The organism is Limnovirga soli, assembly GCF_013106755.1.
Classification (GTDB): domain Bacteria; phylum Bacteroidota; class Bacteroidia; order Chitinophagales; family Chitinophagaceae; genus Limnovirga; species Limnovirga soli.
The window spans coordinates 94,566-117,201 of the sequence record NZ_WHPF01000014.1 but is presented as its reverse complement, the minus strand read 5'-3'; the positions used below and the strand labels follow the sequence as shown (position 1 = coordinate 117,201).

General features: G+C 40.2%; 17 protein-coding genes. 3 read left to right on the top strand and 14 right to left on the bottom strand.

Annotated elements, in window-relative coordinates:
* Positions 1-5 precede the first annotated feature (5 nt).
* Positions 6-770: a TPM domain-containing protein gene (locus GD597_RS22105; protein ID WP_171609285.1), complete on the top strand. Its 765-nt coding sequence runs from the start codon at positions 6-8 to the stop codon at positions 768-770.
* A 172-nt stretch (positions 771-942) separates the two neighbouring features.
* Here the strand turns inward: GD597_RS22105 and GD597_RS17935 are convergent, their stop codons facing one another.
* Both GD597_RS17935 and GD597_RS17930 read right to left on the bottom strand, forming a co-directional pair.
* Positions 943-1,185 carry a hypothetical protein gene (locus tag GD597_RS17935; RefSeq protein ID WP_171609284.1) on the bottom strand — a complete coding sequence of 81 codons (243 nt, stop codon included), beginning with the start codon at positions 1,183-1,185 and terminating at the stop codon, positions 943-945.
* A 9-nt stretch (positions 1,186-1,194) separates the two neighbouring features.
* Positions 1,195-2,631 (bottom strand): NADP-dependent isocitrate dehydrogenase, encoded by a 1,437-nt coding sequence (locus GD597_RS17930; RefSeq protein ID WP_171609283.1) that lies wholly within the window; start codon positions 2,629-2,631, stop codon positions 1,195-1,197.
* A gap of 93 nt (positions 2,632-2,724) precedes the next feature.
* On the opposite strand from GD597_RS17930, the gene GD597_RS17925 reads away from it, so the two are divergent.
* Positions 2,725-3,642 carry a LysR family transcriptional regulator gene (locus GD597_RS17925; RefSeq protein ID WP_171609282.1) on the top strand — a complete coding sequence of 306 codons (918 nt, stop codon included), beginning with the start codon at positions 2,725-2,727 and terminating at the stop codon, positions 3,640-3,642.
* A gap of 254 nt (positions 3,643-3,896) precedes the next feature.
* Positions 3,897-4,295, top strand: a complete 399-nt coding sequence (locus tag GD597_RS17920) for a hypothetical protein (protein WP_171609281.1) — start codon at positions 3,897-3,899, stop codon at positions 4,293-4,295.
* Between the two features lies 1 nt (position 4,296).
* Here GD597_RS17920 and GD597_RS17915 read toward each other — a convergent pair whose 3' ends face one another.
* The 12 genes from GD597_RS17915 to GD597_RS17860 all read right to left on the bottom strand — a co-directional run bounded on the left by GD597_RS17915 (position 4,297) and on the right by GD597_RS17860 (position 22,490).
* Positions 4,297-5,868: an amidohydrolase gene (locus tag GD597_RS17915; RefSeq protein WP_171609280.1), complete on the bottom strand. Its 1,572-nt coding sequence runs from the start codon at positions 5,866-5,868 to the stop codon at positions 4,297-4,299.
* 9 nt (positions 5,869-5,877) lie between these two features.
* The gene (locus tag GD597_RS17910; RefSeq protein ID WP_171609279.1) at positions 5,878-6,297 is read right to left on the bottom strand and encodes a GNAT family N-acetyltransferase; all 420 of its coding nucleotides are present in this window, start codon (positions 6,295-6,297) and stop codon (positions 5,878-5,880) included.
* 93 nt (positions 6,298-6,390) lie between these two features.
* Complete coding sequence (locus GD597_RS17905) at positions 6,391-7,737, bottom strand: aspartate aminotransferase family protein (protein WP_171609278.1); 1,347 nt, start codon at positions 7,735-7,737, stop codon at positions 6,391-6,393.
* Between the two features lie 26 nt (positions 7,738-7,763).
* Positions 7,764-8,411 (bottom strand): GNAT family N-acetyltransferase, encoded by a 648-nt coding sequence (locus GD597_RS17900; protein ID WP_171609277.1) that lies wholly within the window; start codon positions 8,409-8,411, stop codon positions 7,764-7,766.
* A gap of 130 nt (positions 8,412-8,541) precedes the next feature.
* Positions 8,542-9,924 (bottom strand): Na+/H+ antiporter NhaC family protein, encoded by a 1,383-nt coding sequence (locus GD597_RS17895; protein WP_171609276.1) that lies wholly within the window; start codon positions 9,922-9,924, stop codon positions 8,542-8,544.
* 140 nt (positions 9,925-10,064) lie between these two features.
* Positions 10,065-11,486, bottom strand: coding sequence for an NAD-dependent succinate-semialdehyde dehydrogenase (locus tag GD597_RS17890; protein ID WP_171609275.1), 1,422 nt, complete (start codon positions 11,484-11,486; stop codon positions 10,065-10,067).
* Between the two features lie 139 nt (positions 11,487-11,625).
* Positions 11,626-12,945: a 4-aminobutyrate--2-oxoglutarate transaminase gene (gene gabT / locus GD597_RS17885; RefSeq protein ID WP_171609274.1), complete on the bottom strand. Its 1,320-nt coding sequence runs from the start codon at positions 12,943-12,945 to the stop codon at positions 11,626-11,628.
* Positions 12,946-13,003: 58 nt separating this feature from the next.
* The gene (locus tag GD597_RS17880) at positions 13,004-14,365 is read right to left on the bottom strand and encodes an NAD-dependent succinate-semialdehyde dehydrogenase (protein WP_171609273.1); all 1,362 of its coding nucleotides are present in this window, start codon (positions 14,363-14,365) and stop codon (positions 13,004-13,006) included.
* Between the two features lie 156 nt (positions 14,366-14,521).
* Complete coding sequence (locus GD597_RS17875) at positions 14,522-15,919, bottom strand: RagB/SusD family nutrient uptake outer membrane protein (protein ID WP_171609272.1); 1,398 nt, start codon at positions 15,917-15,919, stop codon at positions 14,522-14,524.
* 123 nt (positions 15,920-16,042) lie between these two features.
* Positions 16,043-19,159 (bottom strand): SusC/RagA family TonB-linked outer membrane protein, encoded by a 3,117-nt coding sequence (locus GD597_RS17870; RefSeq protein WP_171609271.1) that lies wholly within the window; start codon positions 19,157-19,159, stop codon positions 16,043-16,045.
* Between the two features lie 36 nt (positions 19,160-19,195).
* Positions 19,196-19,660: an Lrp/AsnC family transcriptional regulator gene (locus tag GD597_RS17865; protein WP_171609270.1), complete on the bottom strand. Its 465-nt coding sequence runs from the start codon at positions 19,658-19,660 to the stop codon at positions 19,196-19,198.
* 469 nt (positions 19,661-20,129) lie between these two features.
* Positions 20,130-22,490, bottom strand: a complete 2,361-nt coding sequence (locus GD597_RS17860) for an ATP-binding protein (protein WP_171609269.1) — start codon at positions 22,488-22,490, stop codon at positions 20,130-20,132.
* Positions 22,491-22,636: the final 146 nt, after the last annotated feature.

Here is a 22,636-nt window from a genome sequence, read left to right as displayed (position 1 = left end):
TGACCATGAAAAAAATATTACTCTTTTTAATAGTTAGCACAGTTGCCATTAACTCATGGTCACAGGATGTATTACCCAAACCAAACCCGCAACGTTTGGTTACTGATGCCGGCGAGGTGCTTTCACCTGAGCAGGAAGCGATTCTAGAGGAAAGATTGGTGGCATTAGACGATAGTACCGGAAACCAGATTGCTATTGTAACCATACCAACACTTAATGGATATGATGTGGCTGATTATGCCAATAAATTATTTAGGGACTGGGGTATTGGCGGCAGCAAACATGATAATGGTGTATTAATATTAGTTGCAGTAGAAGATCACAAAATAAGAATTGAAGTTGGTTATGGACTGGAAGGTGCCATACCTGATATTACGGCTAAAAGCATTATAGATAACGATCTTACCCCCAACTTTAAAGCCGAAAATTATTACCGTGGATTTGATGAAGCCATTACCTCCTTAGGTAAAGCAGCTGCCGGGGAATATAGCGAAGCCCGTTCTCGTGAAAATAACGATAGTGGCGGCGGATCAATATTTACATTTTTGATTGTGGTGGCTGTAGTAATCATGTTGGTATCCCGTGGTGGCGGTGGTGGACGTGGTGGTGGTATGATGAGCCGCAGAGGATATGGTAATTTACTGCTTCCATTTTTATTAAGTGGCGGTGGCCGCGGTGGTGGCGGTGGATTTGGCGGCGGCGGTGGCGGTGGCTTCGGTGGATTTGGCGGCGGCAGTAGCGGTGGCGGTGGCGCAAGCGGTGGCTGGTAAAGCTGCATTTTAGCTAACAATATTTTTTAAAGGGCAATGGAATTTAACCATTGCCCTTTAATAAAGCTGCATAACCCAAACCCTTTTGCTGAATAGCATTACCATACGTACAAGAGTGCGACGCAAGTAAAGCTGAAGCTATTGTTTAGCCGGCCTAATAAATATGCTAAATTTACTCCAACTCCACTGCTGCAAAAACATCCAGAGATTTACCTTTTACAAGAATATGTTGTGTTGCATTATGCAGTTCTTTCTGCAGCTGCTTGATTTTATTTTCCCGAAACTTGATATCTTCCTCATTTGCTGATTTATGGATCTTGTTTTCGTGAAATTTAATTTTAACGTGTATCATTTGCGTTAATATTTCAATGGCTTCCTGAGCTGTAAAGTGCCCATTTATTAATTGTATTATCATGGTATTTTATTATTGGCCCTGCCCTAATGAGAAGGCATCAATGTTATTAAATGAGTAAAGATTTTCAGTTTTAATAGTATCTATATTATTGGCAATGGCACTGCTTAGCAATTGAATAATATGCTCGGGGAAAATGCTTTTGCCAACCACTGGTTTATACCTGCAGCGCCAATGATCGGTACAAAAAGTTTCTTCAAAACCTTCGGGCCACACTTTGATACCACGATTTGTAATCATGGTTAATTTAATAGCATTGGTTTCCATTTGTTGCATGATTGAGGCCAGCGTAGCCGGGTTGGTGCCAGACCAATGTACAAATACATCCACCCCCTTTAATTCCTTTTTAGCGGCTGGCTTGCGTTTATAGGCAGGTAGTTGCAAAACATGTTCTTTCTCGTAAGAAACCGGTTTAAAGGAATGTGGTGTTTTACCAAGATTATTTATTACAGCCTGCGCAAACTCTTTGGTACCTAGTTTTTGCAGGCTTACCCCTTCTTTATAAATATCGTTTGTATGTAACCCTTTTTCAATCGTTGTTAACCATGCATTTTGTATTTTTTCGGCTACCTCACTTTGTCCAATATGGTTTAGCATCATAATAGCGCCTTGCAGTAAACCAGAGGGGTTGGCCCTGTTTTGTCCGGCCATTTTGGGGGCAGACCCATGGATGGCTTCGAACATGGCGCAGGATTCACCAATATTTGCAGAACCAGCCAAACCCACTGAGCCAGTAATTTGTGCTGCTACATCAGAGAGTACATCACCATATAAATTGGGCATTACAATAACATCAAACATTTCGGGTGTATCGGCCATTTTTGCTGCACCAATATCTATAATCCAATGTTCATTTGCAATTTCCGGATACTCAACAGCAATCTCATCAAACACCTTATGAAACAATCCATCTGTTTGTTTCATTATATTATCTTTTGTAAAACAGGTTACTTTTTTTCTACCATATTGCCTGGCATATTCAAAAGCATATCGTACTATTTTCTCGCAACCTGGTCTGCTAATAAGTTTTAAACATTGCACTACTTCATCTGTTTGCTGGTGCTCTATTCCTGCATATAAATCCTCCTCGTTCTCCCTGATAATTACAATATCCATTTGCGGATGTTTTGTTTTTACAAATGGGTGAAGGCTAACACAGGGCCTTATATTGGCATATAGCCCCAAAAATTTTCGGGTGGTTACATTCAGGCTTTTGTACCCTCCTCCTTGCGGAGTGGTAATGGGGGCTTTCAAAAAAATCCGGTTGCGGCGAATAATATCCCAGGCATCCTTGGCAATACCAGCTGTATTACCTGCCAGATACACCTGCTCTCCTACCTGTATTTCTTCTACCTCAATTTGTGCGCCTGCAGCAAACATAATTTGAAGGGTAGCATCCATAATTTCCGGACCTATCCCATCCCCTTTTGCAACTGTAATTTTTGTCATATATGCGTGTTTAAATATTTGATGCCGCAAAATTGAGCAAGCCAAAGCATATATTTTTATTTAACTTTATAATGACTATCATAAAATATATTTATGAACTACACTTTACATCAGCTACAGATTTTTTTAAAAATCACTCAAACACAAAGCATTACAAAGGCTGCGGAAGACCTGCACCTTACACAGCCGGCCGTTTCTATTCAGCTTAAAAACTTCCAGGATCAATTTGAAATTCCATTGATAAACATAATAGGACGGCGCATTTTTATTACCGATTTTGGGAGGGAAATTGCAGTAGCAGCAGAAAATATTTTAAATGAAGTATATGCCATCAATTACAAAACAATGGCGCATAAAGGGCAGCTTACCGGGCGACTAAAAATTTCTATTGTTTCAACAGGGCAATATATTATGCCTTATTTCTTATCCGATTTTTTGCAGCAGCATACCGGGATAGAATTAATGCTGGATGTGACCAATAAAGCAAAAGTGCTGGAGAGTTTAAAAAACAACGAGGTAGACTTTTCGCTGGTGTCTGTGTTGCCCGAACAATTGCCCATTGATAAAATTACATTGATGGATAACAAATTATTCCTGGTGAATAATAAAAACACGAGTTTTAATACTAAAGCCTACGATAAAAATTTTCTGGAAACACTGCCCCTTATTTACCGGGAGCCGGGTTCTGGAACCCGTTATGTTATGGAGCAATTTATTGAACAGAATAATTTATCAGTGCGCAAAAAAATGGAACTCACCTCTAATGAAGCGGTTAAACAGGCAGTAATTGCGGGCCTTGGATGCTCTATCATGCCATTGATTGGTATAAAAAACGAGATTACAAATGGCGACCTGCAAATTATACCGGTAAAGGGTTTGCCCATCATTTCCAAATGGAATATTATCTGGATGAAGAGTAAAAATTTCTCGCCTGTTTCAACTTCATTTTTAAAGTATTTAGAGGAAGAAAAAGACAGGATTATGCTGGAAAAATTTGATTGGATAAAATAAAAATTATAAAAAATGGTGATACCAACTGTAGTATTTTATGGCATCGACTGTTGCGTCGCAATCCTTTCATCTGCAGATTAAATATTGAGCAAAAAACATGTATTACTACCAAATTTGCTGCAATGCATTCTGGAGTAAAAGTGTGCGACGCAAGTAAAGCCTAATTTATGCAATTAGCCAGGTACATTACACAGGAAAATTTAACAAACACACCAAAAAATTTGCAGTATTTTACAAATGATATGCATAGGAAAATGAAGATATTATTACTGGCAACGGGATTATTTATTTGCCACCGTGTACAGGCCCAAACCATTGACAGGATTGAATTTCACTTGTATACGGATAGTTTAAAAAAGGTTGTTCACAACTACATAAACGTAGATGCAACATTATCAAACGGGAAATATTTACCGCTTACCCAAAAGGAGCTTATTTTTTGGAGTAATACGGGCAAGTTTATAAATAACGATTTGATTATTGACTCAAGTTATAAAGGAGACTCTGTAATAATAAAAGCCACACTTAAAAACAATACTTCTATAAGCGCCCTTATTACCGTATTTATAAAAAAAATACCTGATGACTCCATTTTAAAAACTGAAGCAGAAATACTGCAGGAAATAAGGAAGAATAAAAAGAACAAACCATAATTTATTGTTGATATACCAATTCACCATCAATATAAGTGGATTGTACGGAGAAAGTTTCATTGACGGCTAAATGACCCGTAAGTGCTTTGTCGAGAATGATAAAATCAGCCTTTTTACCAGTCTCTAAACTACCATTCAAATGATCAGTACCATTAGCTTTGGCAGCACCCAATGTATATGCATATATTGCTTCCTGAAGGGTAATTTGTTCTCCATTGCCCAATGTATTACCTGCAATATCATTTCTGTGTAATGCAGCAATTATGCCGGTAACCGGGTTAAAGTCTTTTACCACAGGTGCATCGCTGGATAATGCCAGATTTACGCCGGCATCCAGTACAGACCTGTATGGATAACAACGATCTAATCTTTCTTTTTCCAGATACATGGCAAAATTTTTGCCTAGCTCTTTTAGAAATATACTTTGCGATACACAATGAATTTGCATGGCCTGCATTTGCTGCAAATCGGTTACAGAAGGTAATCCCAGGTGTTCTATACGCAAGCTCCTATGCCCTTCATTATACAATTGTTTATATACTGCCAATACCACCTCAATTGCCCTGTCGCCTATGGCATGTGTACCAATACCAAAACCTTTAATGACTGCTTCTTTGGCAAGTGGATAAAAAAAATCTTCTGTTAAACGAAGAACGCCAAGAGAATCGCTGTTCTTATATGGTTTATTCATGGCAGCTGTCATACCGCTAAGGCCACCATCCGCAAAAAACTTTACTGTATTCACCTGTAATTTTTCACTGTTGTATAGTTCAGGAACAGGCAAAATTTCACTGGCACCATCCGGCACGCGAATTGGCATGGCATTAATGCGAACAAGTAATTTTTGCGCTGCCGCCATTTGATAATAGGTGGCTAATAAATCGGGCATTACTGCCGGATCTGTTGCAGCCGTAATACCATAACTGATAAGTTCATTTTGGGCAGCTTCTACCATTAGCGCATAATCATCTGCAGTATAGGCAGGAATATGTTGGGTAATTAATCCTAAAGCAGTTTCGGTAAAAATGCCATTTAAGCTACCGTTGGCTTGTAACCGCATTTCGCCGCCAACCGGAATGGCAGATTGATTGGTAACCCCAGCTAATGCTATTGCAGCTGAATTGGCTACGCCAATATGAGCACAGGTGCGTATTACCCATAATGGCCTGTTGGGTACCACTTTATCAAGATCTTCTTTTGTGGGCATGCGGCCCTCTTTCATATTCGCCTCATTAAAGCCACGGGCCTGAATCCAGCTATTTCCAGGGTTTTGTTGTACAAAATCAGAAATCCGATCCTGCATTTCCACAATGGAGGAAACACCACGAAGATCAAGGAGAAATGTTTTTAAGTTACCTACTTTCCAAATGTGAATATGGGCATCTATAAACCCTGGCAATATCGTGTTACCCTTGGCATCTACAACTATTGTATTTGATTGCTGTAAGGGCAGTATATCATCAGCATTACCTATTGCTGTAATGCTGCCGTTTTCTACAGCAAATGCATTTGCAACAGGCTGTTGCGTGTTTTGGGTGAGTACCTGTGCATTATATACAATTAGTTGTGCCACAAAATGCTATTATACTGTTTTGGAAAAATGATGGCATACCATGGTAAAACCTTTGTTTAAATAAAGGCGATGGGCATCAAAACGGGTGTAACCTGAGTCGAGTGTAACGGCGGTATAATTTCTTTTACGTGCTTCTTCGCAAACAAAATCTATTAGCATGCCAGCAAAGCCATGGCCCCGCTCTTCGGGAAGTGTGCTTAAATCATCAATATAATAATGTTTGCCATTATACAAATATTGCTGATATCTGTACCCTACTACTGATGCTGCTTTACCATTGTTTTCAATAAATGCCAGTATATACCCTTCCTGCATCATTTCTTTTACAAGGGGTAAAAAATTTGCTGTCTGCAGATGAGGACGAAGTACCAACATTACGTCCAGACATTTTTCTATATCTGCATCTGTTTTTGCTATTTGAACCTGCATGAAAACCTGTATTAATTGCTGATAATATATCCAGGCCCTGAAGTGTGCGACGCAAGTAAAGTTGCATTAGCTTTCTACTGCCGGGCCCATTATTTATTTACTTCTTTTTGCATGTGCCCTTTGAATGGCGGCTTCCAATACTGCCAATCCTTCGTGCAGTTGATCGTCGTTCATTACAATTGGGGGCAGCAGGCGAATACAATTGCTATATAAGCCGGCACGTATTAGAATAATACCATGTTGTACGGCATCTTTTAGTACTTCCATAGCCAGTTCAATATCGGGCTCTTTGGTGGTTTTATCTTTTACAAATTCTACCAGGCACATGGCACCTATGCCACGTACATCGCCAACAAGGGCATATTTTTCTTTCCATGCATCAAGTGTAGTTTTTATAAGCGCACCAACGTGTGTAGCTTGTGCAAGAAACTCTGGAGTGCTTAATATTTTCAACGCTTCTATGGCGGCAACGGCGGCAACGGGGCTACCTCCGTAGGTGCCACCCACACCACCCAAATGTGTGCAGTCCATAATTTCTGCTTTACCTACTACTGCGCTTACTGGCATACCTGCGCCCATTGATTTGGCGATGGTCATCATATCGGGCACTACGCCGGTATGCTCTATGGCAAATAGTTTACCGGTGCGGCCACTGCCGCTTTGAATTTCATCGGCAATCATTACAATGCCGTATTTATCACACAGTTCGCGAATTTTTTGGATAAATGGTGCAGGCATTTGTATAAAACCGCCTTCCCCTAAAACGGGTTCTATAATAAATGCGGCTACTGCTTCTGGGTCTACCTGGGCTATAAATGCATGCTCCAGATTACTGATACACCAATTGAGGTATTGCTCTTCAGTCATACCCGCAGGGGTACGATAAAGATTGGGCACCGGCAACCGATAAATATCGCTCACAAATGAGCCAAAACCCTTTTTAAATAAACTGTATTTACTGGTTAAGGAAAGTGTAAGCATACTACGGCCATGATATGCCCCTTCGAAACAAATAATGGCCGGCCTTTTGGTATAATATTTTGCCAGCATAATAGCATTTTCTACCGCTTCGGTACCGGTATTGGCCAATAAGGTTTTTTTAGGGAAATCACCCGGAGTTAACCTGTTTAGCATTTCTGCCAATTCGATATATGGTTCAAAAGTGGTAACCAGCGAACAGGTATGAATGTATTTATCCAGTTGGTCTTTTATGGCGTTTACTACTGTTTCCGGTCGGTGCCCCACATTAATCATTCCAATACCACCGGCAAAGTCGAGCAGTTGATTACCATCTACGTCCCAAACCAGTGCACCTTCTGCTTTTTCTACTACCACTTCTGTTGATTTGGCAAGGCCCTTTGGTGTGGCTGCTGCCCTACGTTCCAGCATTAAGGCACCCTTAGGGCCAGGTATTGCTGTTTTTAATTGAATGTAAGCCATGATCGTTATTTATATTTTTAGTGTGTTTATATATTTTTATCAACCGGTAAAACAATGATAGCGCCTGCATTGCCACAGGTAGGATCGTTCAGATAATCTTTCATTAAACCCCTTATTTCGAACCCTATTTTTTCCTGCACAGAAACGGTAGGATCGAACAATTCGTGCGACTTTACTTTATCGTAATAGGCTTCTATGGTCATGTAAGCACTTTGTTTGGCATAACCATTTAACATGCCCACCGTCATTTGCCCTTTTAGGTTTAACTGTTTACAGGTAAAATGTCTTGCCCTATATAATGCTTTGGCAATGCCCAGGTTGCGGTATTGGGGATGTACACTTACATCCATACCATATAACCATTCTCCATTTGGTTCGTGGGTAGTAAACCAGCCACCGCCCATAATTTCAAAAAAGCTGTGGTGCTCAATTATATCCGGATTAAAATGGTACCGGATAGAACTGGTTGCGCCAATTATTTTTTCGCCATCTGTAGCTACAAATTGTCCTTCAGGAAAAATATTTACATGTTGCCTGTATTGTGGTGCATGTAAAATCTCATCTTCCTGTAAATCGGGGAAAACGATATACTGCAGCTGCTCCAACGCATCAGCATGAGATTGTTGCATGGGCACAATACTTATTCCTGATGGCAAAATTTCTGAATAATTCATATCTGCGTTCAAATACAATTTTGTAATAGTTACCGGCTGTTTTTGCCGCCACTTGTTTTACAGTACAAGAGTGCGACGCAAGCGGTGCTTAATTATGTTATTTAGTCCGGCTAATACTGACCTTTTTACTTTAATAAACAGTATAGCCAAAAATAATATAGGCAATACAGCTTAGTGCAAAAGCCAGAAAAGCATAGGGCAATTGAGCCAATCCATTATCTAAATTACTATTCTCTGTGCTTTGCGATGTTAAAACGGTAGCATCGCCATATAAACAGGCATTGGCACCAAATACACCGGCACTTACCACGGCCCCGCAACAAACCAACACATTACCCCCCAGATGCTGCGCCAACGGCACTACAATGGGTATTGCCACTGCATATAAACCCCAGGAAGATCCGGTAGTTACAGAAATTGTTGACAAGGAGAAAAACACGGCAAAAGGCAACCATTGTTTACTAACATAGGGCGATACTGCATTTAACACATATTGCGTTAAGCCCATTTTATCATTTACATCTTTCAACACATAACTCATCATTAAAATAGCCAGGGCATATACCATACTGTTAAAACCGCTAAAAACCGTTTCGCTTAACTGGTGAAATGTGCCCAGTTTAATAATCAGGTAATAAATAAAGGTAAAAGCAACAGCAATCATTACGCCTTTTAAGGCATCTATATCAAACCAAATGGTGGCGGCCAGTGCAACGGCCATGGGTAGAATAAAATAGATAACTTTTGATTCTTTCTTTGGGTTTAATAAGGTAATATCCAATACACCCGACATGGTTAAACTGCTGCCAAATAAATTACCGGTGGTTTCGGCGCGTTCGTTGGCTTTTTTCATTTTACCAAACCAGGGAAAAACGCCATAAATAAACAATGGTATTAGCAACACACTTATATAACCATAGGCTACAAAAGGAATCATTTTCCAATAAGTGGCTAGTCCCTGACCAGTAGCGGCTACATGCGTTGTTTCGAGTATTGACCCAATAAAAATTGTCCAGGTAGAAATAGGTGCAATTACACTCCATGGGGGTGCAGTGGTGTTTACAATATAGGCCAGTGTTTCTCTGGGTACTTTATAGGCATCAGTAATTTTGCGCATAGAAAGGCCAACAGCCAATGCACTTAAATAATCGTCTAAAAAAATAACCAAACCCAATAACCAGGCACCCATTAAAGCTCCTTTTTTCGAGCGGATTCTTTGCAGTGCCCAATCGCCAAATTTTAATGTACCACCGCTTCGCACCATTAAACCAATCAGCGAACCATACAGACCGCAAACAAGAATTACCCAAACTGAGCCACCGGAAGAGGAATCTCCAATTACACGCATGGTAGATTCAACAAAATCAGTAAAAAAATTGGTTTGATTATGCGTTGCAATTATTACAAACCCCACCAAACACCCAATCAGCAAGGGCTCGAAAGAGGTACGCATAACAATGGCAAGTACAATTACTACCAGGGGCGGTATCAAAGCAAGGGCGCCGTAATCCATGTAATTCTAAATTGGTTTGTTGGTGAACATAATTATTGCACAATCAATTTTTTGTAGCCCATCATGGCAAGGCTATTTGGCTTTACTTGCGTCGCACTCTTGTGCGGCAACAATACTATGCAGCAAAACAGCCATACCACTTATAAAGATCCAAAACTTATCAGCTTCTTCTCCATGTATTCATATAAACCTTCGCTGCCACTTTCATGTCCAATACCACTTTGCTTCCACCCGCCAAACGGGGCTTCGGTACCATGTGGTGCCCATTCGTTAATACCTACCATTCCAAATTCAAGTGCTTCTGCAAAAAAGAATGCATCGTTTATATTATTCGTCCAAACATAAGATGACAACCCATAGGGCGTACTATTGGCCCATTCCACCACTTCGTTCTTCGATTCCCATTTAATTACAGGCATAACAGGCCCAAATATTTCCTTATTTACGGCTGCTGATTGCGCATCGATATCTGTTAACATGGTAGGTGGTACAAACCAGCCTTTATTATTTGGTATTGTTCCCTCAGCAGCTGTAGCACCGGCATTTTTTGCATCTGCAATAATTTGCAATACCTGCTGTTGCTGGCGCTGATTAATTAATGGACCCATATTACTGTCAGCATCCCAGCCAAAACCCACTTTTATATTGCGAATGGTTTCACTTGCAATTTTTACAAACTGGTCGTAAACAGCAGCATGCACAAAATAGCGTTGCGGGGCAATACAAACCTGTCCGGCATTGCGCAGTTTTGCAATTACTGATGATTTGGCCAGTGCTTCAATATGTACATCAGGCGTTATAATTACCGGCGCATTACCACCCAGTTCCAAGGAAAGTTTGGTATTGGTTTGCGAGGCGCCATCCATTAATAATTTGCCTACCCGGGTACTACCTGTAAAGCTTATTTTTTTAACAATGGGGTTGGATAAAAATTCGGCCCCTATTGCTGCAGCATCACCGTTAAGGTTGTTTATTACACCGGCAGGCAGACCTGCTTCTGCCAAAGCTTTTACCAGGTTATTGGTGGTGCGTGGCGTAAACTCAGAGCCCTTGGTAACCAGGGTACAACCCGCAGCCAATGCTGCAGCCCATGCCCTTGCCGGATTATAGGCAGGAAAATTCCAGGCTGTTATAACACCTACAACACCCATTGCTTGCCAAATGGTCAGGGAGCGTTTATCGTTACGTGCGGTGGGGATGGTTTGCCCATAAGCCCGTTTGGCTTCCTCGGCATACCATTCAAATAAATTGGCAGCCACGGCCCATTCTCCTCGGGCTTCGGCCATGGGCTTACCACTTTCAAGCACCGTATCATGGGCATATTGATCTATATTGGCACGCATAATATCAGCCGCTTTTTTAATGATGGCAGAACGCTGGTACACATTGGTTTTACTCCATCCTTTAAAAGCGGCTTCTGCTGCTTCTATGGCGTTAATACAATCGACTGTATTACCCCATGTTAAGGTATCAATTTGCTCTTCTGTTGCGGGGCTAATCAGCGGTTCTGTTAGTCCGGATTGCGCCGTTACATAAACGCCATTTATATAGTTCAGAATCATGGTTTACATTTTTATAGATTACCTAAATCTTTGTCATGTTTTAATTTAACCCAAGGCTGTTTTGGCTGACTATGGTTTTACAGTACAAGTGTGCGACGCAAGTAAAGCCGGGTATTATTTCTTTGCCTGGCCAATACAATTAAGCCAGTTCTTCAATTACAGATTCCAAAATATCCAGGCCTTTGTTTAACAGAGTTTCCTCAATTACCAACGGACTTAAAATTCTTATAACATTGCCATTAACACCGGCACTAATTATTACTAAACCTCTTTCGGCACAGGTATTCATAATTTTAGTGGTAAGTGCAGCATCGGGTTGCAGGTAGTCGCCGTTTTTAACCAGCTCAAATGCAAGCATGGCGCCCAATCCACGCACTTCACCTATGATTTGCGGAAACTGATTTTGCCATTTTTCGAAACGGGCCCTAACAATATTGCCCACTTTTGTACCCAGTTCATTAATATTAATCTGCTGCATATATTGGATAGTGGCCAGCGAAGCAGCACAACAAATAGGATTGCCTGCATAAGTACCTCCAATGGTACTTGGCGCTGCTGCATCCATTATGTGTGCCTTACCCATTACAGCTGCAATTGGCACCCCGCTACCCATGGACTTAGCCCAGGTTGAAATATCGGGTATTACATTATAATGTTCATAGGCCGCCCATTTGCCGGTGCGACCAAAGCCACTTTGTACTTCATCAAAAATCAGCAGGATGCCAGTTTCATCGCAAAGGCGCCTGAGTTGTTGGATGTACGATTTTGGGGCCACAAAAAAACCACCTTCGCCCTGTACAATTTCTATAATGATGGCGGCAACATCCTCGGCACGTACATTGGTTTTAAAAAAATCTTTTAGCCTGCGTATTTCCTGTTCCGCAAATGCTTCTTCAGAAATGGTTTGCACGGCTTTACGGTATACCGGAAAATCTATGCGGTATACTTCAGGGGCAAAAGGGCCGCAGCCTGCTTTATAATTTACTTTAGAGGTAAGTGTCATTCCCATCATGGTACGGCCATGAAAGCCACCGCTAAATGCAATCACCGCCTGTCTTTTTGTTGCCTGACGTGCAATTTTAACTGCATTCTCTACGGCTTCTGCACCACTGTTTAAGAACATCACTTTGGTAGCATCACCATGAGGCAGTATTTCTACCAGCTTTTCTGCCAGTGCTAGGTATTCTTCATAAATAGCCACATTAAAACTGCTGTGTATGAGTTTCTCCGCCTGTTTTTGTATGGCTTCAACCACCGGTGGCGGACAATGCCCCGCGTTTAATACACCTATACCTCCAGCAAAATCAATTAACTCTTTTCCATCTGCATCAATCATAATGGCACCATGTGCATATTGTACCGAGGATGGATTAAAAATGCCCAATCCGTTTGGCACAACCGCTTTTCTGCGTTGATATAATTCGTCTTTCTTAGAAATTAGTGCTGCAATTTGTTCCATATAGCAAGTATTTTATAATAAATTCAATTTGTCTATAAAGCTTGGCCCTGCCAACATCCTAACTGATATAAACAGTTTTCAGGTTCATAAATTCTTTTATACCAAAAGAAGAAAGCTCTCGTCCATAACCGGATTTTTTTATGCCTCCAAAAGGATACCTTGCATCGGATTTTACCATGGCGTTGATAAACACGCCACCTGCATTTATTTCTCCGGCCATATGTTCCGCTTTGGCAATATCTGCCGTCCAGATAGAAGCGCCCAAACCATATCGGGAATCATTGGCAATAGCAATAGCATCTGCTTCATCTTTTGATTCCACAATACAGGCCATTGGACCAAAAGCTTCCTCATCATAAGCGGGCATGCCTTTATGTACATGAGTTAACAAAGCGGGATTAACATTACAACCATTACGTTCGCCACCCGAAATTAGTATAGCCCCATTTGCTATCGAGCCTTTTAACTGACTTTCAATTTTCTCTGCCAGGTCAATTCTTGCCATTGGTCCGGTAGTGATATTTTCATCAAAAGGATTGCCTTGTTTTAATGCAGCTATTTGTAATTGTAACTGATGTAAAAAAGCATCTTTGGCTTTGCCAACGGTAATAAAACGTTTGGCAGCTATACAACTTTGTCCGGCATTCTGCATTCTTGATAAAGTTGCTACTTGTGCTGCTTTTTCCATATCGGCATCTTCCAGAATAATCAGCGGATCGCTGCCACCCAGTTCTAATACTGATTTTTTAATGGCTTTACCCGCCAATGCACCAACCTGCGAGCCTGCAAATTCACTACCAGTTAAAGTAATGCCCTGTACAATATCATGATCTATAATGTTTGGAATAATATCTACATCCACTATCAGTGTTTGAAAAACTCCCTTTGGAAAACCAGCTTCAATAAAAATATCCTGAATGGCCAGTGCAACACCACACACATTTGGCGCATGTTTTAATAATGCCACATTGCCTGCCATTAAATAGGGCGCTGCAAAACGAAACACCTGCCAAAAAGGAAAATTCCAGGGCATGATTGCGAGCACAGCACCTATGGGATCGTATCGTACATAACTATTGGCTGCATCAGAAAGCATATTAACTGGCTGTAAAAACATGGCAGCATTTTCTGCAAAATAGCGACAGGCACCAGCACATTTCTCTACCTCGCCTTTTGCCTCTTTAAAAGTTTTACCCATTTCATAGGTAATTAAACGGGCAAAATCATCACTCTTTTTAAGCAATATATCTGCAACTGTTTGCATCAAACCGGCACGACACTCAAAGCTGGTACGGCGCCAATGCGCAAACGCTTTTGATGACAATGTTAAACAATCATCCACTTCGGAGGCAGACATTACAGTATATTCTGCAATCTGCTCTCCGGTGAATGGAAATATGGATTTAAAAACGGGTATCATTCTATGGGTTTTGTGCTTTTTCAGCTATTTGCAATCGTTACGGTATCATCAATTTTTATGAAGCCAGCATTTAGTTATTTGGGCATCTGCGCTTGCCACGCTCGGTTCAAGGTTCCGGTTGCATGGCAGCAAAGACCTAATACAAGTGCGTCGTATTTAATATCCCGGATTTTGCGTTACCAACGAATTAGTAGCACTTATTTCGCGTTGCGGTATTGGCATGATGGGGTTTACACCTTCGCCCAGGTATTCGTCTACCTTACCTAAACGTACCAGATCAAATAAGCGGTGGCCTTCAAAATTTAATTCAGCCCTGCGTTCATCTAATACAGCGGTAATAAAAGCACCTTCGCCGGCAACATCTTCGTTGGTTAATTCTGTCATACCTCTTGCTTCTCTTATTGTATTTAGATCGGCAAGGCCATCAACGCTACCCAATGCTTCTGCACGTATCAGGTACATTTCAGCCAGGCGGATAATGTATGCCGAATTATCCTTTGCTGTTTCGCCACGGTACTTTTGGGAACGGCCATCGGGTTCAATACTAACATCGTTGTTTATAAAATCAACCAGAGCGCTACGTTGATCATCGGGACGGCTTTCAAAGAACGTATTCAAATCTGCATTGGCTAAAAAGGTAACATCAGAACGTAGGGCATCATCTCTTAAATAGGTAGCCCCATTAAAAAAGCTGGTATTTTGCGGATCGAATTTTAATTCAAACACACTTTCTTCTGTAAGCTTATTGGTATATATTTTTTGAAAATCGGCTGCATCAAATAAGGCATAATTATTATCGTTTATTACTTCTGTAGCATAATCTGCAGCTTGCTGCATATCGCCATGATACAGGTATACCCTGGCCAGTAATGCATTGGTAGCTGCCAAAGAGGCATATTGATTACCCTGATAGGAGTTAAACAAAGATTTTGCCTTTAACAAATCAGTAAAAATTTGCTGATAGGATTGTTCTACGGTACTGCGAGCCACAGATTGCGCTGGCGCATCGGTATTGGTTACAATAGAAATACCATAGGCCGAGGATTTATCCCAATGCTCGCCCCAGAAACGAAGCAAATCAAAATTGGCAAGTGAGCGGATAAATAAGGCTTCTGCCAATGTGTTATCGTGTTCTTCTGATGAAAGATTGGGCACAATATCTATATTATTGATTACTTTATTGGCAACATAAATGGTGCTGTAAATAGCATTATAATTTTGCTGAATATATATATTGGTTGGGCTAACAGTTCTTCCGGCCAGATCGTTTAAATCAATTAAATCGTAACCGCCGGTTGAACCATTATCGGTATAACTTTCTGCCACCAACTGATAATAGCCCCCGTAATAATTTCTATCCTGCAGGCTGCTGTACATGCCTATACGTGCATTACGTAATCCATCCACAGAAGTAAAAACAGTGTTATCATCCACCTCGTTGGGAGATACCACATCGAGTATTTTTTTGCAGGAAGTTTGTGCAAGGCTGCTTAGAATAAGCAGCAGCAGACTCCATTTACGGATGAGGTATTTAGTATTTTGAACTGCTATCATAATATATTATTTGTAGTGTTGTAATTTGTTTGTGTTTCTTTTTTGCTGCCCTACCAGACGAACGTACAAGTGTGCGACGCAAGGAAGCTTTATAGCCTAACTATTGCCGGGCCAATTATTGTTTTAAAAATTTAAGTTTACCCCAAATGTGATAGTGCGTGCCTGCGGATAAGCTGCATAATCTACACCGGCAGTTTGTTCAGCATCGCCACCATTGGAGCTTACTTCGGGGTCGAACCCATAATAATTGGTTAACACAAAAAGGTTTTGCACCTGTGCATACACCCTTAACGAAGAGAATACCTTACGGCTTTTTGGCCTGATATTGTAACCCAGATTTACCGTTCTGATACGGAAAAAAGAGGCGTCTTCAATAAACTGTGATGAGTTTTGCAGGTAATTCTGGAAAATGAGTGAAGCCCTTGGAATATCGGTTTTATCTCCCGGATTTTTCCAGCGGTTGTTTACAATAGCTGCATTGTTGGCATATACCTGATACAGGTCTCCATTTTCGTCCCAACCCTGATCGCTCCAGCCCAGTGTTTGGTATGTGGCGCGGATAAGGTTATACACTTTGCTACCTACACTAAACTGTGTGGCAATAGACATATCCCAGTTTTTGTAACGGAAATCGTTGGTAAGTCCGCCAAAAAAATCTGGCGTTGCTTTGCCTAAAACGCGGCTATCGGCATCATCTATTACACCATCTTTATTCAGGTCGTTATAGATAGGGTCGCCGGTTTGAGGGTCTACCCCATCGTATTGAATACCCCAGAAAGAACCTACTGCTTCTCCTACTTTTAAAATATGGGTTGGGAATAAATCGGTATAGGCATTTATGAGTTCATTATCTGAATACAGGGATTTGATACGGTTTTTAATAAAGCTGATATTGAAGGAGGCATTCCAGTTAAAGTCTTTTTTCTTAATTACATAGGCATTTAATGAAAACTCAACACCGCTGTTTTCTACATTACCTGAATTGATGGTAAGTGAGGAGAACCCTGATGTGGCGGGTAATACAGCATTGGCCAGCAATTTGGTTCTGTTACCTTTAAAATACTCTACCGACCCACTGAATTTACCTTTAGCAATTTCAAAATCGGCACCTATATTAAACATTTTATTGCGTTGCCAGGTAAGATCGTTATTACCCAGATTTCGCGGACGTAAACCCGCATAACCATCATAACGGCCGGGTGACCAATAGCTGAGGTATTGAAAATTACCAATTTCCTGATCGCCGGTTAAACCATAACTGGCCCTTATTTTAAGATTGGTTAGCCATTTGGAATGATCGAGAAATGCTTCTCTGGTTAATACCCAACCTGCAGAAACAGCCGGGAATACACCCCAGCGGCCGGAAGGATTAAAACGGGAGGAACCATCATAACGGGCACTGGCAGAAAGCAGGTATTTAGAATCATAACTATAATTGGCACGGGCAAGAAATGAAACCAATCCCCAACCCGTGTTTATATCACTGGCAGCCGTTATAGAAGAGGCACTGGAAATATTCTGTAACCCGCTACCAGCAGGAAAACCCTGCCCACGGATAGAGGAAGCATTTATTTTGGAAGACTGCACACTAAAACCACCCAGTACGGTAAGACTGTTTTTCTCTTTAAATGTATTTTGATAGGTTAATGTATTCTCGTTAATCCATGTAGTATTGCGGAACAACCCTTTAATAGCTTTACCTCCAACTGCCACACCATCTGTGGTAGAAGGGTCAAAAAATTGATCATCATTAATATTGGAATAATCGGTACTAAAGGAGCTTCTGAATTTAAGATTGTTTACCACATCTACATCAGCAAATACGGTTCCTATAAAACGGTAGCTGGAAGTGTAGGCAGTTATTTTTTTGGCCGACTTTACCGGATTATCACTTAACCAGCTAGCCTGGTATTCTGTGTAATCGCTAAAGCTGCCATCCTCGTTATACACCGGTTCTAATGGAGATGCGCCAATGGCATTGGTAACAATACCTGTATAGGCATTATCATTAAAGCTTCTGTGATTACGGGAATAGGTAAAGCTGGCGCTGGCGCCAATAGAAACCCGCTCACTTACTTTATTATCGAGATTTATTCTAAATGAGCCTCTTTTATAAGAGTTTTCTATTACAGTTCCTTGCTGATCAAAATAATTGCCGGCAATGAAAAACCTGGTTTTATCATTACCACCACGGGCAGATAATTGAATATTGCTTATTGGTGCTGTATGAAAAATTTCGTTTAGCCAATTGGTGTTTACACCCGTATTCCATGAGGATGGCAGTGGGTTGGTAAGAATACGGGAATCAAAATCATCGCCAAATAAAGATGGATCCTGCTGGTATAATGTATAGTCCTGGGCACGGGCATCTTCTGTAAGTGCAACAAAATCAGCACTGCTTAAAAAGGGAATTACCCTTGCCACATTTTGCACGCCTGTATAACTATTAAAGCTAAAATCTGTTTTACCCGATTTACCCCGCTTGGTGGTAATTAGTACCACACCATTTGCAGCACGAGCCCCATAAATAGAAGCTGAAGAAGCATCTTTTAATACTTCTAAGGATTCAATATCATCCGGGTTTATATCGGCAATTGAGCTAATGTTCTGCCCCTGCCCTACTACTTCACCATCGGTATTATAAGAAGTGGCTAATGATGAATTACTTTCACTTATCATCGGCACGCCATCAACTACATATAAGGGATTACTGGAACCACGTACACTTACCAGCAAGCCTGCCCCTGGCGTACCCGAAGGGGTGGTAACCAGGATACCTGCTACCTTACCTTGTATACTTTGAGCAATATTTACTACCGGCTGGTCTTTAAAATCCTTATTACGGACAGATGAAATGGCCCCGGTAATATCGCTTTTCTTTTGTTTAATATAGCCGGTTAACACCACATCATTCAATACACTTACTGATTCTTCGAGCTGTACACTTAAGTTGGCAGCGGCGCCGTTAAATGCCAGTTCTTTGATGCTGTACCCAACGGTAGAAAAAACTAATACACCAGAAGCTTCTTTAGTTTTTAGTGAAAATGTTCCATCAGCATCGGATAAGGCAGCTGCTTTTGATTTGCCTTTTACCACAATACTTACACCGGGCAATGGCAAACCATCCTTACCCGTTATTTTCCCTTTTACAGTTATTTCTGCGGTTTGGGCATGGCTATGCATAGCCGTAGCCGTAAACAAAAACAGTACAAATGCCATCAGTAATTTCTTACCATTCATAAGCGTTGGTTTTATGTTTGTTACTTACTAAAACAATTATTTCACCCACAGATCTTTTACCAGGTCAAGATCGGGTTGGGCTATTTTAAATACTTTGAGATACATATTGGTTTCTGTTTCAAATACCCCTTCCAATGGATGAATGCGCTCCATTAATTCAATCAGGTGGTTATTATCACGGCACTGTACATTCAATTCCAGATCGTATTTGCCAGAAATCATGGCTAAAAAACTTACTTCGGGGAATAGGGATAATTTTTCTGCAGCTTCCTGTATAAGCTTGGCAGGTTTTACTGAAATAAAAATTCTTGCGTAGGCATGAAACCCCACTTTATTGGGGTCTATTCTGCCAATAATTTGTACTGTATTATCTTCCAATAATTTGGCCATACGGTTACGTATGGTACCAATAGAAACATCCAGATTTTTAGCAATTATGGTTAACGACATGCCGCCATCCTGCTGTAATTCACGTAAAATAAGGAAATCCAGTTCGTCCATTATTATTGCATTAAATTACAAATACTGTATAAAAACGCTTTAAAATTACATTTTTTGCATTAATAATGCAATTTTTTATAATTTTTTAATAAAGCCAAGATATGGTTTAATTAAAAAACATACTGTTTAATAAAATCGTTAGAAATAAAGGCAGTTAAAATATGGCAGGTAAAACAATTATTTAAATGGGCAACTTTACAGCCGGCAATGCTGCTTATTCCTATAAAAAACATAAATAAATTTTGGTACCCGGCTACAGATTAAGCAGCAACTTTACTTGCGTCGCACTCTTGTGCGCTTGGCAAATAATTGGGCACCGGCTGGCAGACTAAGATAGTATATAAAAATAATATTTGGGAAAGGTTATTGGTATTTTCTGCTGGGCAGCATTACTACAGTACAATTGTGCGACGCAACCGGGCTTCATAGCAGTGCAACTGCCAGGCTCATAAATAATAAAACTGTTTTGTTATTGGTGTTTAAGAATGGCTTCCAGTAAATCTTCGGGCTCAAATGGTTTTAATACAATATCGTTGGCTCCACAATCTCTGATTTTGGTATTATCGTCGCCCTGGCTACTGGCCGTTAAGGCAATAATGGGGACCTTGCTGCCAGATGATCTTATTTTAATGGTGGCCTGATACCCATCCAGTACCGGCATATGTAAATCCATCAAAATCATTTTATGTTGCTGGGGATTAAACATGTCTAAAGCCAGCTGCCCATTTTCGGCCACATCAACAGTTGCTCCCCAGTTTTCTAAAAAATTAAGTGCTACCATTACATTAAATTCATTGTCTTCTACCAATAGCATGTGGTAGCCGGTTAGCGGGGTTTTGTTTACCAGTTCTTTTATATTAAGCTCGGTTTTTTCATCTAAAATAGGCGCATCGGTTAAATAGGTTTGGGTAAAATAAAAACTAGAGCCCTGGCCAGGTATACTTTTTAATTCGAGTTTGCTACCCTGCATTTCTACCAGATTTTTGCAAATAGATAAACCAAGTCCGGTACCCCCAAAAACCCTTGTTGTTGTAGAATCGGCCTGTGTAAATTGTTCAAAAATAGCAGCTTGTTTTTCTGGCGAAATACCAATACCCGTATCTGTTACGCTGATGGTGATAGTTATGGTTTCATTTGTTTTTTCTTTTACTTCCAGCGCTACAGTAACGCTTCCTTGTTCGGTAAATTTAATGGCATTATGCACCAGATTAGAGATAATCTGTGTTATGCGGGTAGGATCAAGTATGATAGTAACATCCAGTTTGGGATCTTTTTTTAATTGCAGGTCTACTCCCTGGTCAAGCGCAAAAACATTAAAGCCCCTAACTATATTTTCTGCGATCATGTTAAGGTTGCTGGGTATTGCCTCGAATTTTATTTTACCGGCTTCAATTTTATTATAGTCAAGAATATCGTTAACGATAGACAATAGGTTTTTGGCAGAGAACAACATTACTTCCAGTTCTTTTTTCTGATCTTCCCTCGGGTCTTTTTTTAGTAATAAATGCGTCATGCCAATTACGCCATTTAAAGGGGTTCTAATTTCATGAGACATGATAGACAGAAACTCGGATTTAGCCTGCAACGCTTTCTCAGCCTGCACGGTAGCCATTTTTAAACTATGCGCAAAGCGATAAGAGAGAATAAGCGATTGTAAAAAGAAATAAGTAATATAACCCAGCAATATGGCTGAGGAATAAGTACCTAAAATATCAAAATAATGAAGGTTGATTGTAATAAAAACACTAATCATTATTAGAATACTGGCAAGCGAGGCAAATGCGCCAGTTCGCTTATTTTTTGCGGCAATAGTATATACATAAAGGGCATATGCCATATATATAAATACAAGTATTAAAAAATAATTGATGAACTGGGTAAATATATAAGGTGTAAAAATGAGTGTTGTTAATACAAAGAAAAATCCAATTGCAACCATTATATGAATGATGGCTTTGTTGGTATCCTCAGGATATAAATGCCTGGTATAACTTAAAAAGAAAATCGCAGAAAAGTATAAAGACAAATATTCCAGATGAATGGTAAACCACCAGGGTAAATTGGGTAAAAAAACATGCAGGGAATATGGATCTGATCCCACAATTCTATAACTATACACCATACAGAAAAGCGAAAAATATAATATTGCTTTATCGTGCTTACCATACAGGAATAACCCAAAAAAGAATAAACCACCCATAAACAGGCAGCCGGTAAGCAAAAAATCCAGCGATATTGATTTTGTTTGATTACCCATTAGTTCCTGTACATTACCAATTTTTATTGGATTTGCCGGCCCGCCTTTATAATGATTAAAATTGGCAATTTGTAAAACAAGATCTAGAGTATCAGTATTTTCTGGCAATGGTTTTACAATATTATTCCAATGAGGTGTATTGGTAGTTTTACTGGTGCCGGGGTTACCATCATTGGCAAATACAACACCGTTTACAAATAACTTATAACAGGAGTAGACATCTTGTAAATCAAGAGCCAGTGCAGGGTGATTTTTTGGCAAAATTACCCTGGTAGCATAGGTGGCATAGCCTACTGGGGTAATAATAGGTTGTTTCGTATGCAAATTGTTCCATAGCTCAGGGAAATTGACATATTCACCTTTTTGATGTTCGATGGATGCAGGGGTAAGCAGTTGATTCCAATAAAATTTCCATTCTCCGTTTAATTGGGTAACCGAATCGGTGAAATTAAAGCTGCTTAAGTTTATTTGACCTTTAACTGCAACGGCACTAGCAACAGGTAGTTGGGCAAAAACATTGCGGGTTACAAAAAACAGGACAAAAAATAGAATATAAGGGTATCTGCTTTTCAAGGTAAAGTTAGATTATCATACAAATTACTACTTTTTAATATTCAATTCTTAATCTGTATACTGGATTTTTAGATTTTTTATATGAATGGTGCTGGTATCTTCTGTAGTGTCTTTGCCGGTAATTGTGGTGAATTAATAACCTATAT

Bases quoted from the DNA above. Each gene is read 5' to 3' on its own strand.
- GD597_RS17935 (WP_171609284.1), bottom strand. From the start codon at position 1,185: ATGATAATACAATTAATAAATGGGCACTTTACAGCTCAGGAAGCCATT.
- GD597_RS17870 (WP_171609271.1), bottom strand. From the start codon at position 19,159: ATGAATGGTAAGAAATTACTGATGGCATTTGTACTGTTTTTGTTTACG.
- GD597_RS22105 (WP_171609285.1), top strand. From the start codon at position 6: ATGAAAAAAATATTACTCTTTTTAATAGTTAGCACAGTTGCCATTAAC.
- GD597_RS17895 (WP_171609276.1), bottom strand. From the start codon at position 9,924: ATGGATTACGGCGCCCTTGCTTTGATACCGCCCCTGGTAGTAATTGTA.
- GD597_RS17865 (WP_171609270.1), bottom strand. From the start codon at position 19,660: ATGGACGAACTGGATTTCCTTATTTTACGTGAATTACAGCAGGATGGC.
- gabT (WP_171609274.1), bottom strand. From the start codon at position 12,945: ATGGAACAAATTGCAGCACTAATTTCTAAGAAAGACGAATTATATCAA.
- GD597_RS17875 (WP_171609272.1), bottom strand. From the start codon at position 15,919: ATGATAGCAGTTCAAAATACTAAATACCTCATCCGTAAATGGAGTCTG.
- GD597_RS17930 (WP_171609283.1), bottom strand. From the start codon at position 2,631: ATGACAAAAATTACAGTTGCAAAAGGGGATGGGATAGGTCCGGAAATT.
- GD597_RS17890 (WP_171609275.1), bottom strand. From the start codon at position 11,486: ATGATTCTGAACTATATAAATGGCGTTTATGTAACGGCGCAATCCGGA.
- GD597_RS17905 (WP_171609278.1), bottom strand. From the start codon at position 7,737: ATGGCTTACATTCAATTAAAAACAGCAATACCTGGCCCTAAGGGTGCC.
- GD597_RS17925 (WP_171609282.1), top strand. From the start codon at position 2,725: ATGAACTACACTTTACATCAGCTACAGATTTTTTTAAAAATCACTCAA.
- GD597_RS17900 (WP_171609277.1), bottom strand. From the start codon at position 8,411: ATGAATTATTCAGAAATTTTGCCATCAGGAATAAGTATTGTGCCCATG.
- GD597_RS17920 (WP_171609281.1), top strand. From the start codon at position 3,897: ATGAAGATATTATTACTGGCAACGGGATTATTTATTTGCCACCGTGTA.
- GD597_RS17880 (WP_171609273.1), bottom strand. From the start codon at position 14,365: ATGATACCCGTTTTTAAATCCATATTTCCATTCACCGGAGAGCAGATT.
- GD597_RS17910 (WP_171609279.1), bottom strand. From the start codon at position 6,297: ATGCAGGTTCAAATAGCAAAAACAGATGCAGATATAGAAAAATGTCTG.